The sequence below is a fragment of the Croceicoccus esteveae genome, from assembly GCF_031846435.1.
GTDB lineage: Bacteria > Pseudomonadota > Alphaproteobacteria > Sphingomonadales > Sphingomonadaceae > Croceicoccus > Croceicoccus esteveae.
In genome coordinates, this window is the sequence record NZ_JAVRHS010000001.1 from 154,346 (window position 1) to 168,661 (window position 14,316).

18 protein-coding genes are annotated in these 14,316 nt (G+C 60.3%); 3 read left to right on the plus strand and 15 right to left on the minus strand.

The window, feature by feature from the left end; all coding sequences use genetic code 11:
- Positions 1 to 27: 27 nt before the first annotated feature.
- The gene (gene fliE / locus RM533_RS00680; protein ID WP_311339262.1) at positions 28 to 396 is read right to left on the minus strand and encodes a flagellar hook-basal body complex protein FliE; all 369 of its coding nucleotides are present in this window, start codon (positions 394 to 396) and stop codon (positions 28 to 30) included.
- Positions 393 to 1,670 carry a sigma-54 interaction domain-containing protein gene (locus RM533_RS00685; RefSeq protein WP_311339263.1) on the minus strand — a complete coding sequence of 426 codons (1,278 nt, stop codon included), beginning with the start codon at positions 1,668 to 1,670 and terminating at the stop codon, positions 393 to 395. The genes fliE and RM533_RS00685 overlap by 4 nt, the downstream gene beginning before the upstream one ends.
- Before the next feature lie 221 nt (positions 1,671 to 1,891).
- Between RM533_RS00685 and RM533_RS00690 the strand changes: the two genes are divergently transcribed.
- Positions 1,892 to 2,719: a flagellin N-terminal helical domain-containing protein gene (locus RM533_RS00690; protein WP_311339264.1), complete on the plus strand. Its 828-nt coding sequence runs from the start codon at positions 1,892 to 1,894 to the stop codon at positions 2,717 to 2,719.
- A gap of 632 nt (positions 2,720 to 3,351) precedes the next feature.
- On the opposite strand, the gene RM533_RS00695 is transcribed toward RM533_RS00690, so the two are convergent.
- The 13 genes from RM533_RS00695 to flgB are packed head-to-tail and all read right to left on the minus strand — an operon-like array spanning position 3,352 to position 12,907.
- The gene (locus tag RM533_RS00695) at positions 3,352 to 4,221 is read right to left on the minus strand and encodes a flagellar motor protein MotB (protein ID WP_311339265.1); all 870 of its coding nucleotides are present in this window, start codon (positions 4,219 to 4,221) and stop codon (positions 3,352 to 3,354) included.
- Position 4,222: 1 nt separating this feature from the next.
- The gene (motA, locus tag RM533_RS00700; RefSeq protein WP_311339266.1) at positions 4,223 to 5,086 is read right to left on the minus strand and encodes a flagellar motor stator protein MotA; all 864 of its coding nucleotides are present in this window, start codon (positions 5,084 to 5,086) and stop codon (positions 4,223 to 4,225) included.
- A gap of 59 nt (positions 5,087 to 5,145) precedes the next feature.
- On the minus strand, positions 5,146 to 6,060 hold the full coding sequence (locus RM533_RS00705) for a flagellin N-terminal helical domain-containing protein (protein WP_311339267.1): 915 nt from the start codon (positions 6,058 to 6,060) through the stop codon (positions 5,146 to 5,148).
- 2 nt (positions 6,061 to 6,062) lie between these two features.
- Entirely contained in the window at positions 6,063 to 7,415 is a 1,353-nt protein-coding gene (gene flgK, locus RM533_RS00710; RefSeq protein WP_311339268.1) for a flagellar hook-associated protein FlgK, read from the minus strand.
- Positions 7,415 to 7,702: a rod-binding protein gene (locus RM533_RS00715; RefSeq protein ID WP_311339269.1), complete on the minus strand. Its 288-nt coding sequence runs from the start codon at positions 7,700 to 7,702 to the stop codon at positions 7,415 to 7,417. Before RM533_RS00715 ends, flgK begins: the two co-directional genes overlap by 1 nt.
- Positions 7,699 to 8,796, minus strand: coding sequence for a flagellar basal body P-ring protein FlgI (locus RM533_RS00720; RefSeq protein ID WP_432264998.1), 1,098 nt, complete (start codon positions 8,794 to 8,796; stop codon positions 7,699 to 7,701). Before RM533_RS00720 ends, RM533_RS00715 begins: the two co-directional genes overlap by 4 nt.
- Before the next feature lie 12 nt (positions 8,797 to 8,808).
- Positions 8,809 to 9,429 (minus strand): flagellar basal body L-ring protein FlgH, encoded by a 621-nt coding sequence (locus RM533_RS00725; protein WP_311339270.1) that lies wholly within the window; start codon positions 9,427 to 9,429, stop codon positions 8,809 to 8,811.
- A gap of 38 nt (positions 9,430 to 9,467) precedes the next feature.
- Positions 9,468 to 10,256, minus strand: coding sequence for a flagellar basal-body rod protein FlgG (flgG, locus tag RM533_RS00730; protein WP_311339271.1), 789 nt, complete (start codon positions 10,254 to 10,256; stop codon positions 9,468 to 9,470).
- A gap of 30 nt (positions 10,257 to 10,286) precedes the next feature.
- Complete coding sequence (locus tag RM533_RS00735; protein ID WP_311339683.1) at positions 10,287 to 11,018, minus strand: flagellar basal body rod protein FlgF; 732 nt, start codon at positions 11,016 to 11,018, stop codon at positions 10,287 to 10,289.
- A 10-nt stretch (positions 11,019 to 11,028) separates the two neighbouring features.
- Positions 11,029 to 11,844, minus strand: a complete 816-nt coding sequence (locus tag RM533_RS00740) for a flagellar hook-basal body complex protein (protein ID WP_311339272.1) — start codon at positions 11,842 to 11,844, stop codon at positions 11,029 to 11,031.
- Between the two features lie 3 nt (positions 11,845 to 11,847).
- Positions 11,848 to 12,153, minus strand: a complete 306-nt coding sequence (locus RM533_RS00745) for a flagellar hook assembly protein FlgD (protein ID WP_311339273.1) — start codon at positions 12,151 to 12,153, stop codon at positions 11,848 to 11,850.
- Positions 12,150 to 12,557, minus strand: a complete 408-nt coding sequence (gene flgC, locus RM533_RS00750) for a flagellar basal body rod protein FlgC (protein WP_311339274.1) — start codon at positions 12,555 to 12,557, stop codon at positions 12,150 to 12,152. The genes RM533_RS00745 and flgC overlap by 4 nt, the downstream gene beginning before the upstream one ends.
- Before the next feature lie 2 nt (positions 12,558 to 12,559).
- Entirely contained in the window at positions 12,560 to 12,907 is a 348-nt protein-coding gene (gene flgB, locus RM533_RS00755) for a flagellar basal body rod protein FlgB (RefSeq protein ID WP_311339684.1), read from the minus strand.
- Positions 12,908 to 13,110: 203 nt separating this feature from the next.
- Between flgB and RM533_RS00760 the strand changes: the two genes are divergently transcribed.
- Both RM533_RS00760 and RM533_RS00765 read left to right on the plus strand, forming a co-directional pair.
- Positions 13,111 to 13,794: a MotA/TolQ/ExbB proton channel family protein gene (locus RM533_RS00760; RefSeq protein WP_311339275.1), complete on the plus strand. Its 684-nt coding sequence runs from the start codon at positions 13,111 to 13,113 to the stop codon at positions 13,792 to 13,794.
- Positions 13,791 to 14,297, plus strand: coding sequence for a hypothetical protein (locus RM533_RS00765; protein ID WP_311339276.1), 507 nt, complete (start codon positions 13,791 to 13,793; stop codon positions 14,295 to 14,297). The genes RM533_RS00760 and RM533_RS00765 overlap by 4 nt, the downstream gene beginning before the upstream one ends.
- Positions 14,298 to 14,316 lie beyond the last annotated feature (19 nt).

Below are 14,316 nucleotides of genomic sequence, written 5' to 3' on the forward strand. Positions count from 1 at the left end.
GAGCGCCAGCGCATTTTCAGCCACGGATCAGACACCCATCCGCATGATGTCCTGGTAGGCGGACAACAGCTTGTTTCTGACCTGCATCGTCGCTTCAAAGGCGATGCCGGACTCCTGCCGAGCAAGCATCACTTGCGCCAGATCCGTTACCTCGCCACGCTCATAGGCCGCGGTGATTGCGGAAGAGCGGTTTTGCGATGCGTTCACCGCATTGACTGCATCCTTGAGGCTGCTGGCAAAGCCGGTTGTCGTGCCTGCCGGGTTGACGTTGCCGCTTGGCACTGTCGCAGACAGGTCGCGCAGCGATTTCAGGGCGTCCGAACGGTCGATGATCTGCTGCCGAAGGGCGATCACCTGCTGAAGCCCCGCGCCTGTGCTTGCACCTATCGGGCTCATCTGCCTGCTCCTGCGACGCTAAGGCCTGCATCACGCATGCTTGCCAGGCGGTAACGCAAGGTACGTTCCGATATGCCAAGCTGGCGTGCGGTCGCCATCCGACTGCCATCGTTCGCATCGAGCGCATCGCTGATGGCGCGTGCTTCGGACGACCGTTTGATGCTGGACAGCTTTGCTCCGCCAATGCTCGGGTGTGAAATGTCTTCGGGCGCTTCAGCTTGCAGGGGGCGGGCCATTGGCCGTGCAGACATGTCAAAGCAGATGTGTTCCGGCAAAATGACAGGTGCATCGCCAGCGAGCAGCATGGCGCGCCGCATCACGTTTTCCAACTCGCGGACATTGCCCGGCCAGTTGTGTGACTGCAATTTGCGGAGTGCTTCGGCATCGATCCAAGGAACGTTGCTGGTGGAACTGGCATGACGCATCACCATGGCAAACGCCAGCGGAGCGACGTCCGTCACTCTCTCGCGCAAGGCAGGCAGGCTGAGCGGAAAGACGTTCAGACGATAGAACAGATCCTCTCTGAAACGGCCCTCGGCGATTTCGGTCGGCAGGTCACGGTTGGCACATGCGATGATACGCACATCAACACGGACCGGGCGCGTTGCACCAAGCGGCAGTATTTCTCCCTCCTGCAGGGCACGCAAAAGCTTGGCCTGTAAAGCAAGCGGCATCTCGGCAATTTCATCAAGGAGCAGCGTGCCCTTGTCGGCGGCGCGAAACAGCCCCTCTGCTGCATTGGCAGCGCCAGTGAACGCGCCTTTCTGGTGACCGAACAGCAGCGCTTCGAGCATGGCCTCTGGCATGGCGGCGCAGTTGACCGCGACAAACGGGCCATTGCTGCGTTCGCTGTGATCATGAATGAACCGTGACAGCACTTCCTTGCCGGTGCCGGTCGGCCCGTCGATCAGCACCGGTATGCCCGCCTTGGCAACCCGTTCTGCCAAGGCCAGCAAGGCAAGGCTGCCAGGGTCGGCGCTTACAAAAGCACCCGGCGCCGCAGCGCAGGCGACGCCTGCAGCAAACGCCGCCTCGCTTTCGGCGTGATCATAATGGATGGTAGCACCCCGGCAGCCAGTCACGCGCACCGACGGCGTTTCAGCACGGGCAAACACAACCAGCCGGTCATTGCTGCGGCGGGAAGGCAGCTCTTCATTCACGTCACACAGGGCAACAGTGCCGCTGCCCGGCGTTGCTTCTACGACAGTGGCGACCCGCCGGATCAGCGGCGCGTGAATTTTTTCTGCTTGTTTGCAAAGACGCGCGACCAGCATTTTGTGATTCCCCGTTAACCTTGTCTCACCAGCGCTTTTGCGCCCTGACGGACAAGGAAGGAGAAATTTAACCCTACGTGTAATTACCTAGGTGAAATGCTGCTCAACGGCCACCCCACCGAAATTTTGTCCTTAAATGCCGGAACATCGGGCCGATCTTTCCCCTGACAGCACCGGCAATGTTTGCCCGCTGTATTTGTAACACAAGGGAGCAAATCAACATGGCCGTTATCAATTCCAACATCAGCGCGCTCAAGGCTTCGAACGCCTCCAATGCCGCCGACAAGATGCTCAGCACCGCAATGGAACGCCTGTCGACCGGCAAGCGCGTCAACAGCGCCAAGGACGATGCGGCAGGCCTGGCCATTGCCACGTCGATGACGGCGCAGGTGCGTGGCATGAACCAGGGCATCCGCAACGCCAATGACGGTATTGCATTGGCGCAGACTGCGGAAGGCGCGCTCGACGAAGTAAATAACATGCTGCAGCGGGTTCGCGAACTGGCAGTGCAGGGCGGCTCCGGCACCTACTCCGCCACGGATCGTGCAGCGATGCAGACTGAAGTCGACCAGTTGACCGCACAGATCGACAGCGTCATCACCAACACCAAGTTCAATGGCACCGCGCTGTTTGACGCATCTACAGCAACAATCACGGTTCAGGCCGGTGCAAACGCAACTGACACTGTTGATATGACCATGGCTGACCTGACCGGTCTGGCAGCCAGCGGTGGTGCGGCTGCGTCCTACGACGTGTCCACGGATGCCGCTACGGCGCGCGGGACGATCACGGCCATCGATACCGAACTTACCAATCTGTCGACGAACCGTGCCACGCTTGGTGCCTCGCAGAACCGGCTTGAATCGGCCGTGAATGCCCTGACCAGCAATTCGACCAATCTTTCGGATGCAAAATCGCGGATCATGGACACCGATTATTCGGCGGAGACGACTGCACTCGCCAAGGCGCAGATCCTGAGCCAGGCGTCGACGGCGATGCTGGCGCAGGCCAATCAGAGCCAGCAGAACGTGATGTCGCTGCTGCGTTAATCGCGTGACCTCTCCCACCGGGCCGGTGAAAACCGGCTCGGGCGCCCGGCGAACCGCCCCATCGGTTCGCCGGGTTTTTCCATGAAAAAGACGGCTTCTGCGGCTCTTGATAAGCCTGCTCATGTGCATGTTCGACGGATGAAGTTCGGCACTCTGAAGAGAAAGAGGGCTGAAGCCGTGTTGGCAAGATGACCTTTGGTCCCGATCAACGCTGGCAAGTAGCCCGGTAATCGGGGCAGTGCCGCAACAGCAAAGCTTCAAAAAGCCGGCGGCTATTCTGCTGGGTCAGAGCAGTACAACACTGCACTTATTCGTTACCCGGATGAAGCCAGCTGAGTTCTCGCGTCTGCGGCATTTCGAGGACGAAGTTTACCGGCGGATGCAAAACCGGCAAAGAGCCGGCGCGGTCGTTCCTCACTTGCGGCGATCGTAGACCCGCAGCATCACCGCCGGCGGTTCTAGCCGCAACGCAGATTGGTTGGTTGGGAAAGCGTTGGACCCGTTGTGCCGCCATTGCCCGGGAAGTACGAGGGATCCCTGGCAATGGCTCACCCGATGCACACAGGGGCGCTTCAGGCTTTTCGCAGCGAGATTGCAGCAGAACTGCGAGAACCGATCCGCGAGAAGCCGGGTTACTTCAACAGCAGGATTGAAATGCGGCGGTTGCGCGGATCGGCAGGATTGTCGCGGATCAGCAATTCGCGATCGGCTACACCCTCGATGCGGACAAAACGGCGTTCGGCAATGCCATCGCGCAGCAGTTCCTGGCGGGTTGCTTCCGCACGGCCCGATGACAGCGACCAGTTGTTGATCCTCAATCCGGGCTTCCATGGCAAGCTGTCGGTATGGCCTCGTACGATGAGCTTGGCGGGATCATCCACGATGGTGGTAGCGATTACCTTCATCAGTTCACGCGCTGACGGCGTCAGTACCGTGGTTCCCAGCGCAAACATGGAAAAATCGGCGTCGTCCACCAGATCAATACGGATGCCCTGTGGTGTTTCCATGACACGCACTTGCCGCACCAGCGGCCGCAGGCGCTTGTTGGCCTGCAGACGTTCTTCGATCCTGCGGCGCATGGCCGTGACTTCTTCTTGACGTGCAGCCGTTGCCGCATCGGGTCCACCGGTCGCATCACGTGGTATGGTCAGCGATCGCGAGCCGGTCTGGCCCGCAGCGTGGGGGTAGCTGTTGGCATCCGTTATCGAGCTGCCGCCAAGCAGGCCGTTGGATCCGGCGGTCTGCTCGCGCATCTTTACGAGTGTTGGAGTAAAGTATTCGGAAAGTCCCCGCTTCTGCCTTTCCGTGGTGGCACCCAACAGCCACAGCAACAGGAAGAACGCCATCATTGCCGTGACGAAATCGGCGTAGGCAACCTTCCAGGCTCCGCCATGATGGCCGGCGGCCTGTACGATGACTTTCTTGACGATGATGGGGCGAACTGGCTGGGGTTCCTGCTCCGGTTTTTCGGGCGGGAGCGGCAACAGGGCAACGCTGGCCATTTCAGCCTGCCTTCAGCGTGTCGAGCAAGTCCGTCAGAGCAGGGCGCATGGATCCGGGCAGACCGGAGCGGGCGGACTCGACTGCCAAGGCATGTGGCCAGCCATGGAGACTGGCGATCATGACCTGCTTGACCGAATGGAAGATCTGCTGGTCATATGCGTTGATCTGCTTCAACCGTCCGGCAAGCGGCCCCACGATTCCATAGGCCAACAACACGCCGAGAAATGTCCCCACCAGCGCAGAGCCGATCATTCCGCCAAGGATTTCGGGCGGCTGATCAATTGACCCCATCGTTTTCACGACGCCAAGGACGGCGGCGACGATACCCAGCGCGGGGAGTGCATCCGCCAGGTTCTGCAGCGCATGCGCAGGTTCGTTCATGTCATGGAAATGCGTGCGAATGGCGTTATCCATGACTTCTTCGACAGCATGCGTCTCCAGCGTACCGGACGACACGACATTAAGCATCAGCGTATCGCAGATCAGGTTCTTCAGTGCCTTGTCACCAAGGAGGCGGGGGTATTCGACAAAGATCGCCGATTGTTCGGGGTTTTCCACATGCGCTTCTAAGGCAACAGGACCTTCCATCTTCAACATGCGCATCAGTCGGCCGGTGAGCGCAATGACATCGACATGATCTTTCTTGCTGTAACTCGGGCCTTTGAACACCTTTACGAGACCGCTTCCCAATGCCTTGAGTTCATGCATGGAATTACCGGCCACCAGCGCGCCAATGGCAGCCCCGCCGATGATCAGCATCTCATGTGGTACGGCATGCATGACAGGCCCCAACGCGCCGCCTGTCAGCGCAAAGCCGCCAAAAACCATGACCATGAGGATGACAATGCCAAGAGCTGGAAGCATGTTGAATAATCCCGTTTGGGCTTAGGAACGCGTAACTTTTGGAGACAGCCAGGGAACAATTAGCGGATGATGTTGAACAGACTGGTTTCACCTACGCGGGCGAACCCGATCTGGCTGGCTTCAAGAACAACCAGCAGCGCCTTTAGCCTGACGACTGCGGCGGCGGGATCGACCCCGCCGGTTTCAGCAGCTTCGGAAGCGCGGCTTTCGCTCGTGATCACCTGTCGGGCCTCCACGGTTTCGATCCAGGCAAGCCGCGTTCCTGTCAGCGTCTGCGCACGGGTCAGCGATTCCATGCCTTCGTCAAATCCGGCCAGTGCTGCACGGGCAATGTCACCGCCCGCGCCGCCCTGCAATGCGTCACCAAGTATCTTTACGTGAACAAAGATGTCAGTGGCTACGCCGGCGTGTTCAAACTCGGCGAACTGTGGGCCAGTAATGCCGCGAGCAACGGATTGTCCGTCACCAAGCGCCAGAGTTTCATTTTGCGGTGTGCCAGCATAGCTTGCGTTACCGGCACCATCCAGAATGTAGGCCGGCCCTGTAGCAGTGCCGCCGAACAACGCATTGCCGCTGCTGTCCGTGGCGTTTGCAGTGGCAACCATACTGCTGACCATGGAAAGCAGTTCCCTGCCGATAATTTCGCGCTGCTCCGGCGCCAGTGGATCGTTTGCTGCCCAGGTGGCAAGCTCACGGGCGCGAGTAAAATCATCGGCCAGGTTCTGCAATGCCGAAGCAGCAAGCGACAGATCGCTGGATGCTCGTCGAGCATTGGCTGCGTCGATCTGCGCCAGACGATCAGCGCGATCCAGGGTACGCAATCGTGATGCCGCCACTGGATCGTCGGAAGAACGTGCGAGGCGCTCTCCTGTCACAAGCTGAGTTTGCAAAGCCTCCGTGCTGCGACGCAGATCGGTCATTTCCCGAAGGGAGCGCGTGTAGAACGCCGCTGTACCAATTCCGGTGCTGATCATGATTATCGTATCTCCAGCAGGGTGTCGAATATGTCGACCGCCACCTGAATGACCCGGCCAGACGCTTGAAAAGCCTGTTCGAACCGGACCAGATTGGCAGCTTCGGTATCAAGATCGACACCAGTCTGCGCGGTGAGGGCGCTTTGTGCTCCATCTGCAAGGGTACGCAGCGCCTCACGCGTAATCGTCCGCCCTGCTATATTGCTGGACAGGTCCAGCAGCAGTCCGTCCATCAGGCTGGCCGGACCACTGCCTGGCGGGGTTGTGCTGGCAAGGGCACTTCGCAGCGCTTCAAGGTTGACGATGCTGCGGCTGTTGCTGCCACTTCCGGCAGGAGCGGTGGCAAGCTGCGCACCATCGGTCAGTGCCAGCGCAATATCCCGGGCGCCAGTGCCCGAGAACAGCGCCGGACCGGGGATCCCCGCCGGCGTCAAGCCGTTAGCTTGCGCATCGTTGGTCACGAACACGAGCGAGGCAGCCGCATCGTCCAGCTTGCTGCGCAGGTCCACCATGCGGGCAAGCGCGCGCTCCTCTCCTGCCAGCGCGCCTGATTGGATGGATGTAGCGCCCCCTGCAACAAGGAAAGACAAGGTCCCATCTGGCGCGATTGCCATGCTGAGCGGTTCTGTCTCGCGCCCTGTAACGATTACCGGACCGGCGCTGTCGCCGATCCGCACCGTGGCGCGGCCCAATGGGTCATGTGCAACCACGATGCCTGCAATTTCGGACATCTGCGACAGCAATGCGTCGCGTTGGTCGAACAGGGCCGCTTGCATGGTCGTGCCGGTGGTCGTGCGGGACAAGGCAAGATTGGTGCGGGCCATTTCGCCGGCGAGGTTGTTGAAGGTGCTGACCCGTTCGGATGCACTGGTTTGCAGATATTGCCGGGTGCCGTCCATGGACTGCACTGCTGGACCAAAACTTTGTGCAAGTGTGCGTGCCTGTTCCACAACCGCCGTTCTCAGCGATGGGCTGAGCGGATCGGACGCAAGCTGCGCGAGGCTCGCTTCAAATCTCGCCATGGCGGGGTAGATGCCTGCCTGTTCGATCGCATCCTGAACGGCGAGCAGGCCCCCTATCTCCGCGTCGGAGCGCGTGAGAGCAGCGGCGGTCCGCCTGACTTCTGCCTGGAGGTAGTGAGAATCGGCCCGTACGATCCGGTCGATGCGAACGCCGCCAAGGGCGGTGCTGCTGTTTAGGTTGATGCCCCCGGTGGACACCACTTCGGCCAGAGCGGTGGTGCGCCGCACGTAGGATTGGTTGTCCGCATTGGCAATGTTCTGCGCTGTCATCTCAAGCGAGGATCGCGCTGCGCTGGCTCCGCTCTTGCCGACCAGGATGAGATTTGTGGGCATCAGCGTGTCTCCGTTCGTGCAGCCAGTTGCGCTTCTATTGCCTGGGCAAGGCCGAACGCGCCGGTCTGCGATGCGAGATCGGCAACATGTTCATCGCGCATGGCTTCGAACTGCTCCAGGCCAGGGCCACCGAACAAACCTCCATCATCGTGCCTGCCCGCGCGGGCGGAGGCGAGCATCTGGCGTACGAAGATCGCCTCGAAAGCCTGTGCGGCCTTGCGCAATTGCGTCTGCTCCATCTCGGCGGGCGCCACCTGAGAGGCGAGAGGGAAGATCGGGCTGATCACAGGATCACCATTTCAGCTTGCAAGGCCCCTGCTTGCTTCAAGGCGTCGAGGATGACGACGAGGTCCGAAGCGCCCACGCCCAGGGTGTTGAGCGCATCAACAACCTCTGAAAGCGAGGCACCGCCAGCCATGAGATTAATCCGGTCGCCATATTCCTCCGCCGATAATGTGCTCGACGGCTCGAGGGCAGTCTGCCCGTTGGCAAACGGGGCCGGCTGCACGATCAGCGGGTCTTCCTCGATCCGGACGACCAGACGTCCGTGACTGATGGCTGCTGGCGAGAGCCGAACGGCCTGGTTGATGACCACCGTGCCCGTGCGGCTGTTCACGATCACCCGTGCGGCGGTCTGGGCCGGTTGCACTTCGATCATTTCAAGTTCAGCCATCATCATCGACCGGGCATCAGCGCCATAAGGCATCGCAATCGCAAGGGTCACGCCGTCGATGATCGAAGCGGAGCCTGTGAAGCGGCGGTTTATCGCATCGCGCAAACGGCGAGCGGTAAGAAAATCGGCGTTGTGAAGATTAAACCGCAAGGTCCCTTCACTGGCGAAACCGGTAGCAACATTGCGTTCCACCGTCGCGCCGTCGGCAATCCGACCAACAGTTGGCACGTTTACCGTCAGCTTGGAGCCGTCATTTCCCGATACGTCGAGGCCACCGACGGCAAGACTGCCTTGCGCCATTGCATAGATCTGCCCGTCCGCTCCATAAAGGGGAGACAACACCAGAGCACCGCCGCGCAGGCTCTTTGCCTTGCCGATCGTCGAAACGGTGATGTCGATACGCTGTCCAGGCTTGGCGAAGGCTGGCAGTTCGGCGGTGATGATGACGGCCGCTGCGTTTTTCAACCCTGGCTCCACGCCGGGCGGCAGGGGCAGGCCAAGACGTCCCGATACTCCTCTCATCGCCTGGGTCAGATACTCAAGGTTATTGTCCCCTGTTCCGGGCAGACCGACGACAACGCCGTAGCCGGTCAGCTGGTTGGCACGCACCCCCTGAAATGCTCCCAGATCGCGCAACCGTTCGGCCATGGCGGGAGCAGGCATCAGAGTCACACAGGCAAGAATGGCAAGGCACAAGGTGCGCAACATGAGCATCTTCTTTCAAAATGGGCTGACGAGACCGAAGAAACGCGAAAGCCACCCGGGCCGGCTTGCCTGCTGTATCGCTCCCTCGCCGGCGTAGACGATGTGTGCGTCCGCAACCGATGTGGAGAGTATGCGATTGTCGAAATCGATGTCAGCCAGCCGTATGATGCCGGAAAACTGTACCCATTCGCTCCCTTGGCTCAGGACCATCTGCCGCTCTCCTGTAACCAGCGCCGTGCCGTTTGGTCTTACTTCCGCGATTGTCACTGCGATTGCCCCGGTGAGGGTGGATTGCTGACCTGCATTGCCTCTACCTCTGAACGACCCTTCTGCTGCTGCTTTAAGGGCTTCGGGGTTAAGGAAGTCTAGCGGACCTGAAGTTGGCGGTGAGATTGACACACTGCCCTGCCTGTCTGTGCGGGCAGTTGCGCTTTTGCTGGTGTCGATGGTTTCGACAAGGATCACGGTCAACACATCGCCCACTTGTCGAGCGCGCAGGCCTGAATACAGGCCAGCGTAGCCGTTGGCGGGCTGGAAGATCGCTCCATCCTGCGGAGCATAGGCCGGCGGTGGTGGAGGAAGGGCAGGGCGAAAGCCCGGCTGCGGACCGGTGGCTGTGCAAGACGCTACCGTCATCGCCGCTGCCGCCAGCCAAAGGTGCCGCGCGCCGGCCATCACAGTGTCTGGTTCGCGTTGCGGAGCATCTCGTCCACTGCGCTCACCATCTTGGAATTGATTTCATAGGCCCGCTGTGCCTCAATCATTTCAACCAGCTCCTCCACGACATTCACGTTCGACGCCTCCAGCATGCCCTGCCGGATGTTGCCGCGCCCATTTTCGCCGGCAACACCTTGTTCGGCGTCACCGCTGGCGCCTGTCGCGCGCAGGAAGTTGTCACCCATGGCTTGCAGTCCGGCGGGGTTGGTAAAGCTTGTGACCGTCAATTGTCCGATCTCCACCGGATCTGCTTCACCGGCCAGCACCGCAGATACCGAACCATCGGGTGCAACAGTGATTGATTGCGCGCCTTCGGGTACCTGGATTGCGGGCTGAACGGCAAAGCCCTGCGCGGTGACCAGCTGGCCTTCAGCCGACAATGTGAAATTGCCCGCACGGGTATAGGCGGTGGTGCCGTCGGGCATTTCGACCTCGAAATAGCCGTTTCCGTCCAGCGCCAGATCGAAGACGTTTCCCGTAGTGTTAAGCGTTCCCTGCGTCTCGATCCGGCTCGTACCCTGAACGGCCACACCGGTGCCAAGATTTAGACCGATTGCGTAGGCCGTTTCATTGGTCGATCGCTGACCTGCGACCCGCGCGTCCTGATAGGCAAGCGTGGCGAAATTGGCCCGGTCGCGTTTGAACCCGGTGGTGCCGATGTTGGCAAGATTGTTGGCAATGACGCGCATGCGGGCGTCTTGTGCTTCAAGCCCGGTGCGGGCGACATGCAGTGCAGAAACAGGCATGATGAACTCCTTCGACGTAATTGGTTGCGATCAGCGCAGCGACATGAGGCGGGCGCTGGCCTGATCCAGTTCCCCCGCTGTGGTGAACAGTTTCGCACGGCGATCGAAACTGCGTTGTGCTTCGATCATGTCCACCAGCACCTGTGCGCTGTCGACGTTCGATTGTTCGAGCATTCCGGTGGTCAGCTGCGCTGTCGGATCGGCAGGCAGGACGCCACCGCCAACGACGCGCAGAAAACCGTCGAGATCTTTTTCGATACGGCTACCGGCTGCACTGGCCAGTTTGATGCGGCCAATTTCCTGCGCCGGAGCCTGGGGCTCCGCCGGGTCGCTGGACATGATCGCACCATCACTGGCAATGGTAATGCTGCGGTTGGGCGGCACCGTGATGGGACCGGCCATTCCCATGACGGGCAGTCTGTCTCCATTTTCCAGTACGCCGCCGGCTCCGACTGTGAGGTCACCGCGGCGCGAATAAACCTCGCTTCCGTCGGTGGCCTGCAGCGCGAGAAGCGCTTCGCCGGAAAGGGCGATGTCGAGCGGCTGCCCGGTACTGACGATCTTGCCGCCGGCCATGTCCGCCCCGCGTACAGATCCCTGTGACTGGGCGCGTGTCTCCAGCGCGGGACCTTTCAGCGTGAGGGTTTGCACGGCAAAGGTTTCGGCTCGAAAGCCGGGCGTTTGCGCATTGGCGAGATTGGAAGCGATGGTGCGTTGCCGCACCATTGCCGCATCCATTCCAGTCAGCGCGGTATAGATCATCCGATCCACGTCAGGATCTCAGATTGATGATGGTTTGCGAAAGCTGGGTAGCGGTGTCGATTGCCTTGGCGTTGGCCTGAAAATTGCGTTGCGCCGTGATCAGGCTGACCATCTCTTCGGCAAGATCGACGTTCGAGCGTTCAAGTGCACCGGACAAGAGCCCGCCATACCGGCCCACTCCCGGCGCACCGAGCGTGGCGGCGCCCGAAATGCCGGTTGATTCCCATTTTTGCGAGCCAAGCTGGCGCAGACCAGTTGGCGCGACAAAGCTTGCCAAAGCAACGCGGCCGACAATTTCGATCGATCCGTCAGCGTAGGTCGCCGAGATGCGTCCATCCTTGCCAATGGCAACTCCGGCCATTTCCTCTCCTGCGCCGTTAAGTGGCGGGATCAGCGCGTCGATGGTGGTGCCTGGGCTGGTAATGACACCCGCAGCATCAGTGGCAAACATCTGCAGCCGATTGTTGGAGCCATCGTTCAGGAAACCAGCGCCATCGAGCATGAGATTGCCGTTGCGTGTGTAGCTGGTGTTTCCGCTTTCCGCATTCCGCATGGCAAAGAAGCCATCGCCGTTGATGGCAAGGTCGGTTGCGATGCTGGTCTGCTCTATGGCGCCGAGGCCAAAGTTCTGTGTGATGGATGTGACGGTCGCGCCGATCCCTTTTACGAGACGTGGGTCGGTCATACTGCCGCCTGCCACCAGATCGGCAAATTGCGTATCGCTTTTCTTGAAGCCGTTGGTCTCTGCATTCGCGATATTGTGCGCAATGGTGCCAAGATCGGTCTGGGCGTTTTTCAGCCCACTGAGCGAGGTGTAAAAGGACATGGCTTAATCTCCGTGGTTCAAGATGGTTTTCGATCCGGCCTGACTGGCAGCGAGGGCATCGAGACGAGCTGTTATGTCGGCGAGCCGGTCGTTCGTTTCCGCGACTCCGGCGAGGCTGGAAAACTGTGCCATCTGCGCAAGCATGTCCTTGTTATCCATGGGTTCAAGTGGATCCTGCTGTTGCAGCTGCGTCATCATCAGGCGCAGGAAATCCTTCTGGCCCAATGTCGAAGATGCAGCATTTGACGCTGTTTGCGCGGTCCGGTCATTGCGGGCCGCAATGGTCTGAGTTGCAGAAGTTACAGTCATTTCATCCTCATGGTTTCGAGCATCAATTGCTTGGCGGTGTTCATTGCCTCGACAAGGTTCTGGTATTGCCGGCTGCTTTCCATGATCTCGACCATCTCGGCCGTTTCATCGACGCTGCTATCCCACACATCGCCGTTCTCATCTGCGAGCGGGTGAGCAGGATCATGACGCCGGACGGGCGCAGCATCGGAGCGGTACACCCCATCGACCCGCACCGTGGAAAGGCCGCTTGCTCGATCCAGCTGTTCGGAAAAGACGGGCCGCAAGGGGCGATAGGCTTCCGCTTCTGTTCCTGCGACCGCTCCGGCATTTGCAAGGTTGGATGCAGCCGCGTTCATGCGCACGAGCTGGGCCGACATGCCGCGTTGCGCTACGGCGAACAGCGAAAGACTGTCTTGCGCCATGATCATTCACCTTTCAGCGCGCGGGTGATGCTGTTGACGCGTCCTTCGACAAACGACAGCGTGGCCGAATAGGCGACGGCGTTTTGTGCAAACGCCATCTGTTCATTGGCAAGTTCCACCGTATTGCCGTCGAGCGAGGGCATGACCGGAATGCGGAACCGGGTGGCACCTGCGACCGCGCTGCTCGCATCGGCGCCGCTTGAACGTGCAGCAAGTGCAGCGGCAAAGTCGACGTCACGCGCCTTGTAACCGGGCGTAGCTGCATTGGCGATATTGGCAGTCAGCATGCCGAGCCGCTGGGATCGCAATTCCAGCGCTGCGCCGTGGATGCCGAACAGGGTTTCTGACATAGAAAAATCTTCCGTGATGATTGCGGGCCGATCCGCGTCAACGATCAGTAAGCAAGAGCCGTGCCAGTTCGGCAGAGGCATCACGATAGAGAGTCCTGTCACGGTGTCCGGCAAATGCGCGCCGCTGGCGGCAAAATTCTGCCGCTGCTGAAAAATGACTGCCACCTGCCGTTCTGAAGCGGCAAGAGGGAGGCGCCGGGCGAATGGATGTAGCAGCGTTGATCAACCCGGCGGCCGCGCTGGTCGTGGCGGGAGGGACATTTCTCGCAACAATGCTGCGCAGCGGACGAGGTGAGATCCGCGCGGTAGCGAGTGCGCTGTGGGCGCTTTGCCGGCCCGGCCTGTGCTATGATGGAACGCGCGCGCAGATTGCGCATGCCGTATCCGATCTGCGCCGTTACGGCATCTATCGTGCGTCGTCCGGAATCTTCGACGATGCAGAAATGGGTGACGCAATGGGCGCGCTGATCCGCAGGCGCTCCGTGTCTGCGCTGGCCGACGTGCATGCCCGACACAAGGATCTGCGCGATGCGCGCAGTGCAAAGGCAGTACATTTTCTGGAGCAGGCTGGCGATCTTGCGCCGATCTTCGGGCTTGCCGGAACGCTCCTGTCGCTGTCGCAGCTTGCCGGGGACGGGGTTGCCCCCGCTGCGTTGATGAGCTCGGTGGCAATGGCGGTGGTAACCACGCTGTACGGTTTGCTGCTAGCACATCTTGTCATCATGCCGATTGCGGGGCTGCTGGAACGGCGAAGCTGGATGGAGGAGGAAAAAAGGGAGCGGCTGATTGCCTGGGTGGCAGAACAACTGGCTGATGAGTGCCCGCCTGTGCAGACTGTGCCACCAGAAGCGGCAACACGCCGGCCCGTGGACAAGGTGGTTGCATGACAGCGACAAAAATGAACCCGGCAGGGTCAGCCGGACTGGTTGCGCTCCAGCGCTCACATCGCCTTACTTCAGTGCGGGCGGGCAAGCCGCTGGCTTGGCAGGTCATTCTGGCGGATCTGGCGCTCATCCTCTTCATCCTGACCAGTGCCGCCCTCGCCATCGATGCAGACAACGCTGAGAGGGGTCTTGCAAAGGTGGAGCAAACCTTCTCGCACGCACAGAGCAATGCGACCGCGATCTGGCGCGATGACGGCGCTTCGGGGGCGCTTACCCGCTGGTTGCAGGATCGCAATCCGGACAATCGCGAGATGCTGACCCTTGTAGTGCGGTATCCTCGTGCGGGACTGGCAGCAGCTATCAGCCGCGCAGCTGTTTTGGCAGAGGAAGCCGAGCAATACGGCATCGACATGAAGATATCGCTCGAACCCGGCTCGCCGTCCGGCATTGTTGCCGTCACCAGTTTCGAACGCCCGCAAGAGGGGCGAACTGCAAACAGCGATTGAATGGCACAGTTCATGCATC

What these genes read in the sequence shown, in the direction of transcription:
- RM533_RS00765 (WP_311339276.1), top strand. Translation starts at nt 13,791, where the DNA reads ATGACAGCGACAAAAATGAACCCGGCAGGGTCAGCCGGACTGGTTGCG.
- flgG (WP_311339271.1), bottom strand. Translation starts at nt 10,256, where the DNA reads ATGCCTGTTTCTGCACTGCATGTCGCCCGCACCGGGCTTGAAGCACAA.
- RM533_RS00685 (WP_311339263.1), bottom strand. Translation starts at nt 1,670, where the DNA reads ATGCTGGTCGCGCGTCTTTGCAAACAAGCAGAAAAAATTCACGCGCCG.
- flgC (WP_311339274.1), bottom strand. Translation starts at nt 12,557, where the DNA reads ATGGCGCAAGACAGTCTTTCGCTGTTCGCCGTAGCGCAACGCGGCATG.
- RM533_RS00720 (WP_432264998.1), bottom strand. Translation starts at nt 8,796, where the DNA reads ATGTTGCGCACCTTGTGCCTTGCCATTCTTGCCTGTGTGACTCTGATG.
- RM533_RS00745 (WP_311339273.1), bottom strand. Translation starts at nt 12,153, where the DNA reads ATGACTGTAACTTCTGCAACTCAGACCATTGCGGCCCGCAATGACCGG.
- RM533_RS00760 (WP_311339275.1), top strand. Translation starts at nt 13,111, where the DNA reads ATGGATGTAGCAGCGTTGATCAACCCGGCGGCCGCGCTGGTCGTGGCG.
- flgB (WP_311339684.1), bottom strand. Translation starts at nt 12,907, where the DNA reads ATGTCAGAAACCCTGTTCGGCATCCACGGCGCAGCGCTGGAATTGCGA.
- RM533_RS00690 (WP_311339264.1), top strand. Translation starts at nt 1,892, where the DNA reads ATGGCCGTTATCAATTCCAACATCAGCGCGCTCAAGGCTTCGAACGCC.
- flgK (WP_311339268.1), bottom strand. Translation starts at nt 7,415, where the DNA reads ATGCCCACAAATCTCATCCTGGTCGGCAAGAGCGGAGCCAGCGCAGCG.
- RM533_RS00735 (WP_311339683.1), bottom strand. Translation starts at nt 11,018, where the DNA reads ATGATCTATACCGCGCTGACTGGAATGGATGCGGCAATGGTGCGGCAA.
- RM533_RS00705 (WP_311339267.1), bottom strand. Translation starts at nt 6,060, where the DNA reads ATGATCAGCACCGGAATTGGTACAGCGGCGTTCTACACGCGCTCCCTT.
- RM533_RS00740 (WP_311339272.1), bottom strand. Translation starts at nt 11,844, where the DNA reads ATGTCCTTTTACACCTCGCTCAGTGGGCTGAAAAACGCCCAGACCGAT.
- motA (WP_311339266.1), bottom strand. Translation starts at nt 5,086, where the DNA reads ATGCTTCCAGCTCTTGGCATTGTCATCCTCATGGTCATGGTTTTTGGC.
- RM533_RS00725 (WP_311339270.1), bottom strand. Translation starts at nt 9,429, where the DNA reads ATGACGGTAGCGTCTTGCACAGCCACCGGTCCGCAGCCGGGCTTTCGC.
- RM533_RS00695 (WP_311339265.1), bottom strand. Translation starts at nt 4,221, where the DNA reads ATGGCCAGCGTTGCCCTGTTGCCGCTCCCGCCCGAAAAACCGGAGCAG.
- fliE (WP_311339262.1), bottom strand. Translation starts at nt 396, where the DNA reads ATGAGCCCGATAGGTGCAAGCACAGGCGCGGGGCTTCAGCAGGTGATC.